Here is a 13625-nt window from a genome sequence, read left to right as displayed (position 1 = left end):
AGCACCGTCCAAGTGCACCGCTCGAAATAGTGATTTAATCATAATACGTTATGCGACTTTAGACGGCACCGACCGGTCAAGTCTAACTCATGGACGGCAAAATTCGTAAGGACAAGGTCGGGGGTTCGAGTCCCTCTTGAGGCACCACGTTCCCCTATAAAGTTATGCTAAACTAGCGGCCTACCTCGTATCTCACTTTTGGTTCGATCCTGCGGGCTATCATCGGGTGCTAGCGCAGCTCAATCTCCGGAGCTGTTTGCCCGCATGATTTTGATCCGCAAGGGCCATGCCTCCGATCGGTAAGCAGGTATCAGGGAATGGTATGTGTGGTGGAAAAACGCTTTCAAGTGACGGGTTTTGATTCAAACGAGAATCGTCAGGAAACTTGCAAATACCTGTTTCAAAACAGATATTTGAAGGTTTTGGGTTAAGCCGCTCTGGTGGTAGCATTCAGCTTAAAAAGTTGTTTCCACGCCAGTTCTTAGACACAGCCAAGGAGTTTCATCATGACAGGTGACAAAAAGGTAATTGAATACCTGAACAAAGCTCTGCGCCACGAACTAACGGCCGTCAGCCAATACTGGTTGCATTATCGCCTGCAAGACGATTGGGGTCTTGGCAGCATGGCCAAGAAAAGCCGTGAAGAATCCATTGAAGAGATGGAACACGCCGACAAACTGATTGAACGTATCATCTTTCTGGAAGGGCATCCCAACCTGCAGAAACTTGATCCCCTGCGGATCGGTGAAAACCCGCGTGAAACGCTGGAATGCGATCTTGCAGCAGAGCAAAGCGCGCGGGCGCTTTACAAGGAAGCGCGGGATGTCTGCAAAGAGGCCGGAGACTATGTCTCAATGGGATTGTTCGAAAGCCTGATGTCGGATGAAGAAGGTCATATCGACTTTCTGGAGACTCAGATCGAACTGTATGATCGCGTCGGGCCCGAGCTTTTCGCGCAACTCAATGCAACAAAAATGGAAGACGCCGAATAGCCGGTCGTGTTGGCGACAATGGTGGCGGGCGTTGGGATTCCCAACAGCAGGCGGTTGCAGGATTAGGGCAACGTCGCCCTAAATGCATTCCCGCACGCCGAGACCTATCAGGTATTCACCGGTCACGTACAAAAGCTCATTTGGTCCGGCGAACCGCGCTTTGGACATGAACCAGTTTCTGACCGGATTTGGGTAGTAGCTGGACAGTGACGCGCTTTTCCTGTCGAATTCATCTGCCGTCATTTTCGTTCGGTTTGGGTGATGGGGGCCGTGAAAACCAAAGATCGTCTCGGGCGAAACGCAAACATCGTCCGCACCCAGCAGCATGGTGCAACTAGAGTGGCAATAGTCCCCGTTGATCTGGAATTGCGCGTTGGTCCGGTTGGCGATTTCGATCTGGACCATGCGATCCACAATCCGCCCGCCCGGATCATTGCCAACCTGAATCTCTTTTGAACTTGCCGCCACGCTCATCAAAAAAAGCGCGACCAAAACTGCCATGATGTTTCTCATCCGCCCGCCTGCTCAAGGGTGGAGTTTTTGTTTTTCTTACTACTATCAGAAATGCGGGGAAGCGGGAACGCTGCGCCGGGACTCAAGCGGTTCCTGTGTTCTCAAGGACTCACCCAAAAGCGGCTGAATTCGGCGGCTGCCCGAAACTTCCGTCAAAAGCGGTGCTTGCAGATTTTCAAACAACGGTGAAATTCAGTTGCCTAGCTTCATGCTTCAGGCACGTTTTTCACCGATGGTCGCAACACCCAGTACGGACAGCACTTTGGCCTCGATTTGCTCGGCATTCAGACCCGCGACCGCGTACATATCCGCAGGGTTGGCCTGATCTATGAAGGTGTCGGGCAAAACCATCGAGCGATACCTGAGACCCTGGTCAAAGACGCCTTCATCGGCCAAAAGTTGGGCAACATGGCTGCCAAAGCCGCCGATGGCACCTTCTTCAATGGTGATCAACGCCTCGTGGTTGGCGGCCAGATCCAAAATCAGGTCGCGGTCCAAGGGCTTGGCAAATCGAGCATCAGCGATAGTGGGGGCGATCCCACGTGCAGCCAAAGCTTCGGCCGCTTTCTGCACTTCGGCCAGCCGTGTCCCGAAGGACAATAGTGCGACCCGCGCGCCTTCTTGGATGATCCGGCCTTTGCCGATTTCCAGAACTTCACCACGTTCGGGTAAGTCGACGCCGACACCTTCGCCGCGAGGATAGCGGAACGCAATCGGGCCATCATTATGCGCGACGGCGGTGGCCACCATATGCACCAACTCGGCCTCATCCGCCGCGGCCATGACCACGATGCCGGGCAGGTTGGACAAATAGGCGATATCGAACGACCCCGCATGGGTCGCGCCATCCGCGCCCACCAAACCCGCACGGTCGATCGCAAAACGAACCGGCAGGCGCTGAATGGCTACGTCATGCACGACTTGATCGTACCCACGCTGCAAAAACGTGGAATAAATTGCACAGAAGGGCTTCATCCCGCCGGCGGCGAGAGCGGCGGCGAAGGTCACGCCGTGCTGTTCGGCAATCGCCACATCGAAACAGCGCGACGGATAGCGTTCCGCAAACAGGTTCAGCCCGGTTCCGTCGGGCATCGCGGCCGTGACAGCAACGATCTTGTCATCGCGTGCGGCCTCTTCCACCAGGGTTTTGCCAAAGACCGACGTGTAAGATGGTGCGTTTGAGGGCGCTTTCTTCTGCTCCCCCGTTACTACGTCGAACTTTGCTGTCGCGTGACCTTTGTCCCTGGCTTGCTCGGCGGGGGCGTACCCCTTGCCCTTCTTTGTCAGCACGTGGATCAGGATCGGGCCAGTGGCGCGGGCCTTGACCGTGCGCAGGACAGGCAACAGCTGATCCATATCGTGCCCGTCGATCGGACCGAGATAGGAAAAGCCCAGCTCCTCAAACAATGTGCCGCCCACGGCCATGCCCTTGAGCATCTCCTTGGCGCGTTTTGCCCCTTCGCGGAAAGGTTCCGGCAACAAAGACACCGCACCTTTGGCGGCGGCTTTCAGGTCGTGAAACGGTTCTTCGGCATAAATGCGTGACAGGTAATTGGACAGCGCGCCAACTGGCGGGGCTATGCTCATTTCATTGTCATTGAGAATGACGATCAGGCGTTTCTTCAGGTGGCCGGCGTTGTTCATCGCCTCAAAGGCCATACCGGCAGACATCGAGCCGTCGCCGATCACGGCAATCGCGTCGCCTAGACCTTCTGGTGTCACGCCGCCCAGATCGCGAGCGACGGCAAAACCCAACGCAGCGCTGATCGAGGTCGAACTGTGCGCCGCGCCAAATGGGTCATAGGGGCTCTCGCTGCGCTTGGTGAAGCCGCTCAGCCCGTCCTTCATGCGAAGGGTACGGATACGGTCGCGCCGTTCGGTCAGGATTTTGTGCGGATAGCACTGATGACCAACGTCCCAGATGATCTTGTCGCGCGGCGTGTCGAACACGGCGTGCAGGGCGGTCGTCAATTCGACCACGCCCAGACCCGCGCCCAGATGCCCACCGGTGACAGACACGGCCGAGATCGTCTCGGACCGCAACTCCTGCGCCACCTGATGCAATTGCGCGTCCGAAAACTGCTTGAGATCCGCAGGGCGGTTCACAAGGTCCAGCAGGGGCGTGTTCGGGCGGTCAGACATTTGGCGTTCCTGGCTTAGCTGTCCCGGGCAATAACGAAGCGTGCCGCGTCCTTCAAGGTTTCAGCCTTGGCACCGTATCCATCCAACGCCGCGCAGGCCCGATCGACCAGTTCTACAGCGCGGGATTTTGCGGCGTTCAGACCCAAAAGCGAAACAAACGTGGCCTTGCCTGCCTCGGCATCTTTTTGCAATCGTTTGCCGGCCTTCTCGGCATCACCTTCAACATCCAGAATGTCATCAGCGATCTGAAAAGCAAGGCCAAGCGCCTGGGCATATTGGCGCAAGGGTTCGGGATCTGCCTGGGCCAACCGCGCACCGGCGCAGGCGGACCATTCAATCAGCGCCCCGGTCTTACCAGCCTGCAGCGTGGTGATCTGCTCCAGTGTCAGGGGCGCGGCCGCTGTTTCAGCCGCCATATCCAGCGCTTGCCCCAGCACCATTCCCTGCGCACCGCTTGCTTTGGCCAGGGTTAGAGCCAATTCAGCACGAACCTCTGCATTTCCGACCTCGGGCCGGGTGCACAGCTCAAAGGCCAATGTCTGCAGGGCATCACCGGCCAGAACGGCGGTGCCTTCGTCCCACTTTAAGTGCACGGTCGGACGTCCACGACGCAGATCGTCATCGTCCATGCAGGGAAGGTCATCATGGACCAGCGAATAGGCGTGCAGGGCTTCGATGCCTGTCGCAGGCCAGATTGCCTGTGTTGAGTCGATGCCATGCATCCGCGCGCTTTCCATCACCAGAAACCCACGCAATCGCTTGCCGCCCTGCGTGGTGTAGGCCATCGCCCGCGTAACATCCAATTCGTCCAGCGCGCTCAGGACCAGATCGAACTGAGCCTGAATCCGCGCGGCATCCTGCGCCAGAATTTCCTTGAACATTTACTGACCTTCGACAGGCGTCGTCCCGGTTGGCTGCCCATTGGCATCCAAAGTAATGGCTGCGACCTTTTCTTCAGCCCGCTTCAATTCGTCTTCGCAGCGTTTCTTCAACGCGGCACCGCGCTCATACAGCGCAATGGACTGATCCAGCGCCACGTCACCACGCTCCAACTGGCCGACAACGGCCTCAAGCTCTTTCATGGCTTGTTCGAATGTCATCTGATCAACAGGAGTATCGGTCATCGGGCTGCCTTCATCAGTTCTTCCACATGGGCACGAGTGGCCTCGGCAAGGGCGTTCAGATCATACCCGCCCTCCAAAGTCGAGACGATACGACCCTCACACAGCTCATCGGCGATCTTGCACAGCTCGGCCGTGACCCAAGCAAAATCGCCTGTAGACCAGTTCAAGTTGGCCAGCGGATCGTCCTGATGCGCATCAAAACCTGCCGAGATGATGATCAGTTCCGGCTTGAATGCGCGCAGTCTCGGGAAGGCTTGCGTTTCGTAAGCTGTCCGCATCTCGGCCCCACCTGTGCCGGGCGCCAACGGGATGTTCAAAACGGTCTCATAAGCGCCGGTTTCATCCGGTCTACCCGATCCGGGCCAAAGCGGCATTTGCTGGCTGGTGATCACCAGTGCACGTCTTTCATCCCACAGCAGATCCTGTGTGCCGTTTCCGTGGTGAACGTCGAAATCAACGACAGCTACGCGCTTCAATCCATGATGATCCAATGCGTGCTTGGCCGCCAGTGCGGCGTTTCCAAACAGGCAGAACCCCATTGCCGTTTCGGTTTCGGCATGGTGACCGGGTGGGCGGATGGCGCAAAACGCATTCGAGGTTTCGCCGCCCAAAACCATGTCTACTGCGCGTACAACCGCCCCGGCAGCGCGATAAGCTGCATCGACTGACCCCGGCGACATGAAGGTGTCGCCGTCAATCTGTTTGAAGCCATCGGATGGCCTGCTATTTCGGATTTCACGGATATGGCTTTCCGGATGCACGCGCAGCAAGTCGTCATCCGCCGCCAAAGGGGCGGTTACACGGGTCAGTTCCAAGCCTTCTAACGCATGCAGAATATGCTCTAACCGCGCCACCCTCTCAGGGTGACCTTGCGGGGTCACATGATCAAGGCAATCGGCGTGGGTCAAAAGGGCGGTTGTCATCGGGATCCCATCTTCATCTGGCCAAAAATATCCTCGCCGAAGGCAAGAAAGCGCCGCGCCGCGGCTGAATCAATCTGGTGCCAGCATATATCCGGCGCCGCGGACGGTCTGCAGGTAACGCGGCTGCTTGGGGTCTTGTTCAATCTTGCGGCGCAGACGGGTGATCTGAACGTCCACCGCGCGTTCCTGCGCCTGACCCTTGTCGCGGCCCAAATCTTCGACCAGTTTGGTTCGGCTGATCGGCTCTCCGGGCTGGGCCGAGAAAATTTTCATCAACTGGCTTTCGGTCGCCGTCAGGCGCACCGGGTCTTCACCCTGCCACATCTCGCCACGCTCGATATCGTACCGGATCGGGCCAAGATGCAGTATCTTCGCCGTCGCGTCCTGCGCAGGTGTTTCTGGCATCCGACGCAGGATCGCATTGATCCGCAACAACAGCTCTTTTGGCTCGAACGGTTTGGCTAAGTAGTCATCTGCACCGGCCTCAAGCCCGGCAATGCGATGTTCGGTTTCGCCGCGCGCGGTTAACAGCAGGATAGGAGTGGTATGGGTTTCGCGCAGCGCTTTAGTCAGGCTGACCCCATCTTCGCCGGGCATCATCACGTCCAGCACGATCATGTCGAAATCCAACCCCGAAAGCACCCGCCGTGCATGTGCTGCATCCCGTGCAGCCGTGACCAGAAATCCGTTCCGCATCAGAAACTTCTTCAACAGATCGCGAATGCGCTCGTCATCGTCGACGATCAGCAGATGGGCATCCATTTCGTTCATGAGGTGGTTTCCCGCAGTTTCGTATAGGCATGACGCATATCAGCATCCATCATCGCTTCAAGCACTTTACGAAACCCCGACACAGCCTCGGGTCCCGCCTTTTTGTACGCTGCACGCATTCGGACGCGCTGCGCCTCAGACAGTTTGGCCTCTAGCGCCTTGCCCTGTTCTGTCAGAAATAGGTGTCTTTCACGTTTGTCCACTGATCCGACCCGGCTTTCCACAAGTCCATCCTCGATCAGCGTGCGCAGAACACGGTTTAGAGACTGTTTTGTTACGCCCAGAATGGCCAGAAGGTTATTGACCGTCGTCCCCGGTGCACGGTTGATGAAGTGGATTGCCCGGTGATGCGCCCGTCCATAGGCCATTTCGGTCAATATGCGATCGGGATCTGCGGTAAAGCCGCGATAGGCGAAAAACATCGCCTCAATTCCTTGCCGCAACTGCTCGTCGGTCAAAAACAACAGGCTCTCGCCACCAAAGGCTGGGGCGGGACGGGTATCCGACATAGTATGCCTCATTCGTTACTCTATCCGAGTTTATGTCAGCGTTATTGACATTCCAAGAGTGGACAGGTATCGAATCGCAGTTTTTGCGTAACTTTATGTCCGAAACGGACTTAATCAGCGCAATAATCGGAAATTTTTCCCAGGTCAGGAGGTTTCGCATGGCGGGGTATGATGATCGTGACGGTGTCATCTGGTTGGATGGCAAACTGGTGCCCTGGCGCGAAGCCAATGTGCACATCCTGACCCATGCGATGCACTATGCGTCTTCGGTGTTCGAAGGTGAGCGTGCTTATAACGGCAAGATTTTCAAAAGTCGCGAACATTCTGAGCGTTTGATTGCCTCGGCCGAAGCGCTGGACATGCCTATGCCCTATTCGGTGGATGACATCGAGGCCGCCAAGGAAGAAGCACTGAAAGCCAGCGGCTTGCAGGACGCCTATGTCCGGGCACTGGTCTGGCGTGGTTCGGGCGACGATATGGGTGTGGCATCGGCCAAGAACCCGGTCCGGATGGCCGTCGCGGTCTGGCCCTGGGGCGCCTATTATGGTGACGCCAAGATGCAGGGCGCCAAGCTGGATATCGCGGAATGGAAACGCCCCAGCCCGGAAACCATCCCGGTGCACGCCAAAGCGGCGGGTCTGTACATGATTTGCACCATCTCGAAACATAAGGCCGAGGCCAAAGGCTGCTCGGACGCGCTGTTCATGGATTGGCGCGGTTACGTGGCCGAGGCGACAGGCGCAAACGTGTTCTTCGTAAAAGATGGTGAGGTTCATACACCTCTGGCCGATTGCTTCCTGAACGGGATCACCCGTCAGACCGTCATTCAGATGCTGAAAGACAAAGGCATCACCGTTCACGAGCGCCGCATCAAGCCCGAGGAAATGGCGGATTTCGAGCAGTGCTGGCTGACCGGCACCGCAGCCGAGGTGACCCCGGTGGGCCAGATCGGCGATTATACGTTTGAGGTCGGAGACCTGACCCGCGAGATCGCCGCCGATTATGAGGCGCTTGTCCGCGCCTGATAACACTCAGATGCATTGACAGAAGCCCTCGCGCTATCGCGGGGGCTTTTTTATTGCCGCTTGTTCATAAAGAATTGCAGATCGTCCGCGCGGGTGGACGAACGCGCAGCCGCGGCTATCTTAATCCAATGTTGGATCTGCTTAGCGATATACTTACCCGCCTGTCCTTGAAGGGCACGTTTTACTTTCGAACCTCTTTCACACCGCCCTTTGGCATACAGGTACCGGCCTATCAAAATGTGGCCAGATTTCACTTTGTACAGCGCGGAGAGCTGAAATTATTCGTCTCTAACACAGGGCAAACCTTGCGATTGAAGCAAGGCGACCTGATCGTGATCCCGCACGGATCCGCCCATGCGTTACTGTGCAATGAGGTTCAACCGCTGGATGCCCTGCCTCTTGAACAGGTGTTGGAAGAGGCCGGGTACAAAGGCGACGGGGTTTTGATTTATGGCGGCGAAGACAAAAGCCGCGATACGCAATTGATCTGCGGTCATTTCTCTTTCACCGGGCCGCCGGGGCGACAGGGAACCGGGCATATGCTGATTGACCGGCTTCCCCCATACATCCTGATCGAAAACTATGGCGAGGAAGCCGGGGCCTGGATCGAAGCCACCTTGCGTATGATCGGGTCCGAGATCAACGGCGCGCGGATCGGTGGTGACCTCATAGCGCTGAAACTGTCCGAGGTCCTGTTCGCGCAGGCGATCCGCGCCCATCTTGAACATCAAAGCCCCAGCGACACCGCGCTTGCCGGATTTGCCGATTCCCGCATTTCACGTGCATTGACCGCGTTTCATCAATCGCCCGCGCAAGAGTGGAGCGTCGAGTCCCTAGCACGTGAGGCCGGAATGTCTCGCACTGCGTTCGCACAGCTATTCGCAGAGAAGATGGGGACAACGCCCATGCAATATCTGACCGATTGGCGGATGCAGATTGCATGCCACGGACTGACTGAGGCCCGTTGGAACGTGGCCGATGCCGCGGCCGAGGTCGGCTATGCCTCGGAAGCCGCCTTTTCGCGGGTGTTCAAGAAGCAGGTTGGCGTATCGCCAGCCGCCTATCGATCAATGCACTGATCGAATTGAAACTCTGGACGATCTGCAACGTTTCACGAACGATCCGGAATTAAACGTTCCGACTTACTTTCCTAGCTTGAGGTGGTCTCATATCAGGAAAGGAACTCTCATGTCTCTCCGCTTTGTCACCCGCAATATTCACGCCTATCTGGATTACCCTGTTGCCTTTGCGCTGATGGGGCTGCCCTTTTTGCTTGGACTGGGGCAATCCAACCCGATGGCGTTGTGGCTGTCGGTGGTCACCGGCGTCGCGGCGTTTGTCCTGACGGTGTTGACGGATCACCATTTGGGGATCTGGCGCGTTCTTCCCTACAACTTTCACTTGGCGGTCGATCTTCTGGTCGGCGTCGTTTTCCTGGCCGCGCCCAGCCTGTTTGGGTTTTCGGAAATGGATGCGATCTATTACTGGCTGAACGGGGCAGCGGTGGTCGCCGTCATCTCGCTTAGCGCGCCAGAGCAGGGTGTTACTGCTTGAACCTGACGCACCTTGGGTTCACCGCAACAACGTGAATTTCCAAAATCCCAGTGCCGCTTGTCTCATCGACAGGCGGCTCTCTGGTCTGATTATCGCGGCATGCGCCAGAAAATGTGGCCCTAAAAAGAGAGATTTCAGAAAATGGGTTTTCTCAAAACGCCTGAAATAATTTGTTCACCGTCGATCAACTGTGGGGCTATTCAGGAAGTGTTATTTTGATCTTGCAAATTCCGACAAAAATAATCAGATAAAGATCAAGGCCAGATGTGTTAGCATCCAGCACGGGGTTTCGAGGCGGTCTGCGGGCTTAGCGTATAGCCTGGTGAGAGCGCGCCACCGCCTCGGAAACGACACGCGCAACAGGAAATGACGATGGGTGACTCACTTGATGAAATCATGGCACGGCACGAAGCGGCCACCGCTTGCGGATGTTGCTGTGACGACGATTACTGCGCCTATGTCGACAAGCCCAAGGCAGCCCAAGGCGACAAGGCTGCACAACCGCTGCCAGACAGCGCCGCCTGCCGACGCGGATCGGTCAGGTTTCTCAACGAAAACCCGCCTGCGTGACAGCCCCTGAGGGGGCTGTTTAGACTCTGATGTTCAGAAATCCACGCCGCGCTGGGCTTTGATTCCAGCCTGAAACGGATGCTTTTCCTCGGTCATTTCGGTCACCAGATCGGCATAATCGCGCAGCGCCTGCGGTGCATCCCGGCCCGTTAGGAAAACACTGGTCTTGTCAGACCGTTCTTTCAGCCCATCGATCACCTGTTCAACCGACAGGTACTCGTACCGAAGCGCAATGTTGATCTCGTCCAAAACGACTAGATCGTAGTCACCGCTGGACATGAGGGCGCGTGCCTTGTCAAAGGCGGCGTTTGCGGCAGCAATGTCGCGTTCGCGGTCCTGAGTATCCCAGGTGAAGCCTTCACCCATTGTGTGCCATGTCACCAGATCGCGTTCTTCAAAGAAGCGACGCTCGCCGGTTTTCCATTTACCCTTGATGAATTGAACAACGGCGACCTTCTGACCCCAACCCAGCGCACGGATCACGACCCCGAACGCGGCCGAGGACTTACCCTTACCCTTGCCAGTGTTGATAAGTACCAGCCCGCGGTCCGGATCAACTGCCTCGGACACTTTCTTGCGGTGCTGGGCCTGCACCTTTTGCATCTTTTCCTTGTGATCCTGCGCGTCGCTCATGGGAAACCCTCATCTTGTGTTGGGCACACCCTAGGGGAAGTTCTGCAAAGGTAAAGGTCAGGCTTTGGGATCCGTGACCGCGCGTGCCTTGCCGCGCTCCAAGCCCAGTTGATGTTCGCGCCAGATCACCACGACGTTACCGACAATCACCAGCGCCGCTCCGGCCAGCATGACCAGCGTTGGCAGTTCACTGAACCAGACATAACCGATGACGATGGCAAACAGCATGGAGGTGTAATCATAGGGCGCCAGCATCGAAGCCTGCCCAAAGCGATAGGACGAAGTCACCAGAATCTGGGCAACACCTCCGATCAGACCAGCCAGAATCAAAAAGCCCGCCTGTTCCCATGTGGGCATGACCCACCCCCAAAGGATGGTCAGCCCGGACAGGATGGTCGCCGTCATCGAGAAATAGAAGACAATGGCCGCAGGATGGTCGACCTGCACCAATTGCCGGATGTGGATCTGCACAAAGGCCCGGGCAACCGTTGCGCCCAGAATGCACAATGCGCCGAAGGTGGCCGCCGCTTCCATGTTATTGCCACCCAGTCTGGGCCAGATCATGATCAGGACACCCAAAAGCCCGATGGACACGGCGGCGATTCTGATCTTTCGGATGCGTTCGCCTAGCATCACCGCGGCAAGGATCAGGGTGAAAATCGGGGTGGCATAGCCAATCGCTGTGGCTTCGGGCAGCGGGATCAGGCCAAGGCCGGTGAAAGTTAGCCCCATCGCGGTGGTCCCCAGCACGCCGCGCCAAAAATGGCCCGAGGGTTTACGGACTTTGAATCCTTGCGCCAACTCTCCGCGCGCCATCAGCCAGATGACAATCACCGGAATGGCAAAAAGGGATCGGAAAAACACCATCTCGCCAGGTGGGAAGTGATCGGACTGCGCTTTAACTATCGCCGCCATGACGGTGAACAGAAACACCGCGCTCGTTTTCAGAGCGACGGCCAGCAAAGGTCGATGCGATGTTAAGGGTTTTGCCATCGGCGCGAACCTGCGCTTTTGGTGGGGAAAGATCAACGTGTTGTTTACAGATTGGACCAATCGGCTGGCAGGGGACTGCCGATCTCTTGGGCGAACTCTTCCAGAAACCGGATCATGCGCGCGATTCTGCGCTGTGCAATTTCTCGACCACCCTCGGTCAACATATCACCAGGCAAGCCCAGCAGTTTGACCTTCCAGTGGTCGATCGAAAAATGCAGGTCGTCCAGTGGACGGTTGGCGGCAAAGGGATCCGCCGGATCATAAAGCGACCGTCCCAACGCGCCGGAAACCGAGAAGTTCCGGGCAACGCCAATCGCCCCCAGCGCATCCAACCTGTCCGCATCGCGCAAGATGCAGGCCTCGGGCGTTTCCGGTGTAATGTTGGCCGAAAAGCTATGTGCCTCGATTGCATGTTTGATTGCGTGAATCTGACCTGCAGAATAGCCCAAGTTTACCAAAATAGACTCTGATTCTTCGGCCGATCGGCGCGATGCCAAATGGCGATCCGGGTCGTCCTTGGATAGGTTGACCAGATCATGCAGGTACGCCGCAGCCAGCAGCACGGGCATGTCGGTCTGGTCGTTTGCAATGGCCTGCGCGTTCACCCAGACCCGGTCCAAGTGGGCCAGATCATGCGCGGGATCGGTTTCCATGCGCTGCGCAACGACCGCGCGCAGGCGTGTGCGCAGATCAGCCGATCCGTCCACGGTTCTCTCCGATCTGGCCGCGATGCAGCAGCAGGTGGTCGAGGATCACGCAGGCCATCATGGCTTCACCTACGGGAACAGCGCGGATGCCAACACAAGGGTCGTGACGGCCCTTGGTGATGATCTCGGTCTCTTCACCCAATTTGGTGATTGTTTTGCGCGTGGTCAGGATCGACGAAGTCGGCTTGACCGCAAACCGCACAACGATGTCCTGCCCAGTCGAGATACCGCCCAAGATACCACCCGCGTGGTTCGAGCTGTATTGGGGGCCATTTTGACTCATGAATATCTCATCTGCATTGGCCTCACCTGTCAGCTCAGCTGCCGCCATGCCTTCGCCGATCTCAACGCCTTTCACCGCGTTGATTGACATCATCGCAGCGGCCAGATCAGTGTCAAACTTGGCATAAATCGGTGCACCGATCCCGGCAGGAACGCCGCGCGCCACAACCTCAACAATCGCCCCAACCGAGTTTCCGGACTTGCGCAGATCGTCCAGGTAAGCCGCCCAATCCTTGGCCGCTTGGGCATCCGGGGTCCAGAACGGGTTCTGTTCGATCTGCGACCAGTCGAAATTGCCTCGGTCAATCTTGTGTGGGCCGATCTGCGTCATGTAGCCGGTAATCTGCACGTTTGGTGCGATCTGCTTGATGGCTTCTCGCGCCAGCCCGCCCGCTGCCACACGCGATGCGGTTTCCCGGGCCGAGCTGCGCCCGCCGCCGCGATAATCGCGGATGCCGTACTTCTGCCAGTAGGTGATATCGGCGTGCCCGGGACGGAACTTGTCCATGATATCGCCGTAGTCTTTCGAGCGCTGATCGGTGTTCTCGATCATCAGCTGCACCGGAGTACCCGTGGTTTGCCCTTCGAACACGCCCGACAGGATTTTGACCTGATCTGGCTCGCGCCGCTGGGTGGTGAACTTATTCTGACCCGGTTTGCGCTTGTCCAGCCATTGCTGAATCATCGCCTCGTCGATTGTGACACCCGGAGGGCAGCCATCGACGGTCGCACCCAATGCGGGCCCGTGGCTCTCACCCCAGGTGGTGACGCGGAAGAGGTGGCCAAAACTGTTCATCGACATGGGGCATGCTCCTTTGCGCGATGTGCTTAGCGGGCAAGGCCCATGGCCTCAAGCGGATTTGCGGTTGGGGCGTGTTTGCCCCAAC

At 57.2% G+C, this 13625-nt stretch carries 16 protein-coding genes; 5 read left to right on the top strand and 11 right to left on the bottom strand.

What is annotated here, in order from left to right; genetic code table 11:
• Positions 1-506: 506 nt before the first annotated feature.
• On the top strand, positions 507-992 hold the full coding sequence (bfr, locus tag AC2FJC_RS08685) for a bacterioferritin (protein ID WP_496739184.1): 486 nt from the start codon (positions 507-509) through the stop codon (positions 990-992).
• 78 nt (positions 993-1070) lie between these two features.
• Here bfr and AC2FJC_RS08680 read toward each other — a convergent pair whose 3' ends face one another.
• From AC2FJC_RS08680 to AC2FJC_RS08650, 7 genes are all read right to left on the bottom strand, one after another.
• A complete protein-coding gene (locus tag AC2FJC_RS08680) occupies positions 1071-1493 on the bottom strand; it encodes a hypothetical protein (protein WP_496739183.1) in 423 nt (140 codons plus the stop codon).
• Positions 1494-1718: 225 nt separating this feature from the next.
• Positions 1719-3647 carry a 1-deoxy-D-xylulose-5-phosphate synthase gene (dxs, locus tag AC2FJC_RS08675; protein WP_496739182.1) on the bottom strand — a complete coding sequence of 643 codons (1929 nt, stop codon included), beginning with the start codon at positions 3645-3647 and terminating at the stop codon, positions 1719-1721.
• A 14-nt stretch (positions 3648-3661) separates the two neighbouring features.
• Complete coding sequence (locus AC2FJC_RS08670) at positions 3662-4528, bottom strand: polyprenyl synthetase family protein (RefSeq protein WP_496739181.1); 867 nt, start codon at positions 4526-4528, stop codon at positions 3662-3664.
• Positions 4529-4771 carry an exodeoxyribonuclease VII small subunit gene (locus AC2FJC_RS08665; protein ID WP_058272726.1) on the bottom strand — a complete coding sequence of 81 codons (243 nt, stop codon included), beginning with the start codon at positions 4769-4771 and terminating at the stop codon, positions 4529-4531.
• Entirely contained in the window at positions 4768-5694 is a 927-nt protein-coding gene (locus tag AC2FJC_RS08660; RefSeq protein WP_496735159.1) for a histone deacetylase family protein, read from the bottom strand. The genes AC2FJC_RS08665 and AC2FJC_RS08660 overlap by 4 nt, the downstream gene beginning before the upstream one ends.
• A gap of 69 nt (positions 5695-5763) precedes the next feature.
• Positions 5764-6465: a response regulator gene (locus tag AC2FJC_RS08655; RefSeq protein ID WP_058272724.1), complete on the bottom strand. Its 702-nt coding sequence runs from the start codon at positions 6463-6465 to the stop codon at positions 5764-5766.
• Positions 6462-6974 carry a MarR family winged helix-turn-helix transcriptional regulator gene (locus AC2FJC_RS08650; protein WP_170411194.1) on the bottom strand — a complete coding sequence of 171 codons (513 nt, stop codon included), beginning with the start codon at positions 6972-6974 and terminating at the stop codon, positions 6462-6464. The genes AC2FJC_RS08655 and AC2FJC_RS08650 overlap by 4 nt, the downstream gene beginning before the upstream one ends.
• 158 nt (positions 6975-7132) lie before the next feature.
• On the opposite strand from AC2FJC_RS08650, the gene AC2FJC_RS08645 reads away from it, so the two are divergent.
• The 4 genes from AC2FJC_RS08645 (at position 7133) to AC2FJC_RS08630 (ending at position 10123) form a co-directional block, all read left to right on the top strand.
• Positions 7133-7999: a branched-chain amino acid aminotransferase gene (locus AC2FJC_RS08645; RefSeq protein WP_170561661.1), complete on the top strand. Its 867-nt coding sequence runs from the start codon at positions 7133-7135 to the stop codon at positions 7997-7999.
• Between the two features lie 128 nt (positions 8000-8127).
• The gene (locus tag AC2FJC_RS08640; protein WP_496739309.1) at positions 8128-9078 is read left to right on the top strand and encodes an AraC family transcriptional regulator; all 951 of its coding nucleotides are present in this window, start codon (positions 8128-8130) and stop codon (positions 9076-9078) included.
• Positions 9079-9187: 109 nt separating this feature from the next.
• Positions 9188-9553, top strand: coding sequence for an SPW repeat domain-containing protein (locus AC2FJC_RS08635; protein ID WP_496739180.1), 366 nt, complete (start codon positions 9188-9190; stop codon positions 9551-9553).
• 372 nt (positions 9554-9925) lie between these two features.
• Positions 9926-10123: a hypothetical protein gene (locus AC2FJC_RS08630; RefSeq protein WP_496739179.1), complete on the top strand. Its 198-nt coding sequence runs from the start codon at positions 9926-9928 to the stop codon at positions 10121-10123.
• Between the two features lie 33 nt (positions 10124-10156).
• Here AC2FJC_RS08630 and cobO read toward each other — a convergent pair whose 3' ends face one another.
• Genes cobO through aroC form a run of 4 tightly spaced genes read right to left on the bottom strand, consistent with a single transcriptional unit; the run spans position 10157 to position 13540 of the window.
• A complete protein-coding gene (gene cobO, locus AC2FJC_RS08625) occupies positions 10157-10756 on the bottom strand; it encodes a cob(I)yrinic acid a,c-diamide adenosyltransferase (protein WP_496739178.1) in 600 nt (199 codons plus the stop codon).
• A gap of 57 nt (positions 10757-10813) precedes the next feature.
• Positions 10814-11749: a DMT family transporter gene (locus tag AC2FJC_RS08620; protein WP_496735150.1), complete on the bottom strand. Its 936-nt coding sequence runs from the start codon at positions 11747-11749 to the stop codon at positions 10814-10816.
• 44 nt (positions 11750-11793) lie between these two features.
• The gene (locus tag AC2FJC_RS08615; protein WP_496739177.1) at positions 11794-12456 is read right to left on the bottom strand and encodes an HD domain-containing protein; all 663 of its coding nucleotides are present in this window, start codon (positions 12454-12456) and stop codon (positions 11794-11796) included.
• Complete coding sequence (gene aroC, locus AC2FJC_RS08610) at positions 12440-13540, bottom strand: chorismate synthase (protein WP_496739176.1); 1101 nt, start codon at positions 13538-13540, stop codon at positions 12440-12442. Before aroC ends, AC2FJC_RS08615 begins: the two co-directional genes overlap by 17 nt.
• Positions 13541-13625 lie beyond the last annotated feature (85 nt).

This window comes from Ruegeria sp. CDSB117 (assembly GCF_059611005.1).
Note: the sequence above shows the minus strand (reverse complement) of the source record. Positions and strands in the feature narration are given on the sequence as shown.

Excerpts from the sequence above, each read along its gene's own strand:
- AC2FJC_RS08635 (WP_496739180.1), top strand. The coding sequence starts at position 9,188 with ATGTCTCTCCGCTTTGTCACCCGCAATATTCACGCCTATCTGGATTAC.
- AC2FJC_RS08630 (WP_496739179.1), top strand. The coding sequence starts at position 9,926 with ATGGGTGACTCACTTGATGAAATCATGGCACGGCACGAAGCGGCCACC.
- AC2FJC_RS08680 (WP_496739183.1), bottom strand. The coding sequence starts at position 1,493 with ATGGCAGTTTTGGTCGCGCTTTTTTTGATGAGCGTGGCGGCAAGTTCA.
- AC2FJC_RS08650 (WP_170411194.1), bottom strand. The coding sequence starts at position 6,974 with ATGTCGGATACCCGTCCCGCCCCAGCCTTTGGTGGCGAGAGCCTGTTG.
- AC2FJC_RS08665 (WP_058272726.1), bottom strand. The coding sequence starts at position 4,771 with ATGACCGATACTCCTGTTGATCAGATGACATTCGAACAAGCCATGAAA.
- AC2FJC_RS08655 (WP_058272724.1), bottom strand. The coding sequence starts at position 6,465 with ATGAACGAAATGGATGCCCATCTGCTGATCGTCGACGATGACGAGCGC.
- bfr (WP_496739184.1), top strand. The coding sequence starts at position 507 with ATGACAGGTGACAAAAAGGTAATTGAATACCTGAACAAAGCTCTGCGC.
- cobO (WP_496739178.1), bottom strand. The coding sequence starts at position 10,756 with ATGAGCGACGCGCAGGATCACAAGGAAAAGATGCAAAAGGTGCAGGCC.
- dxs (WP_496739182.1), bottom strand. The coding sequence starts at position 3,647 with ATGTCTGACCGCCCGAACACGCCCCTGCTGGACCTTGTGAACCGCCCT.
- aroC (WP_496739176.1), bottom strand. The coding sequence starts at position 13,540 with ATGTCGATGAACAGTTTTGGCCACCTCTTCCGCGTCACCACCTGGGGT.
- AC2FJC_RS08670 (WP_496739181.1), bottom strand. The coding sequence starts at position 4,528 with ATGTTCAAGGAAATTCTGGCGCAGGATGCCGCGCGGATTCAGGCTCAG.
- AC2FJC_RS08640 (WP_496739309.1), top strand. The coding sequence starts at position 8,128 with ATGTTGGATCTGCTTAGCGATATACTTACCCGCCTGTCCTTGAAGGGC.
- AC2FJC_RS08645 (WP_170561661.1), top strand. The coding sequence starts at position 7,133 with ATGGCGGGGTATGATGATCGTGACGGTGTCATCTGGTTGGATGGCAAA.
- AC2FJC_RS08660 (WP_496735159.1), bottom strand. The coding sequence starts at position 5,694 with ATGACAACCGCCCTTTTGACCCACGCCGATTGCCTTGATCATGTGACC.
- AC2FJC_RS08620 (WP_496735150.1), bottom strand. The coding sequence starts at position 11,749 with ATGGCAAAACCCTTAACATCGCATCGACCTTTGCTGGCCGTCGCTCTG.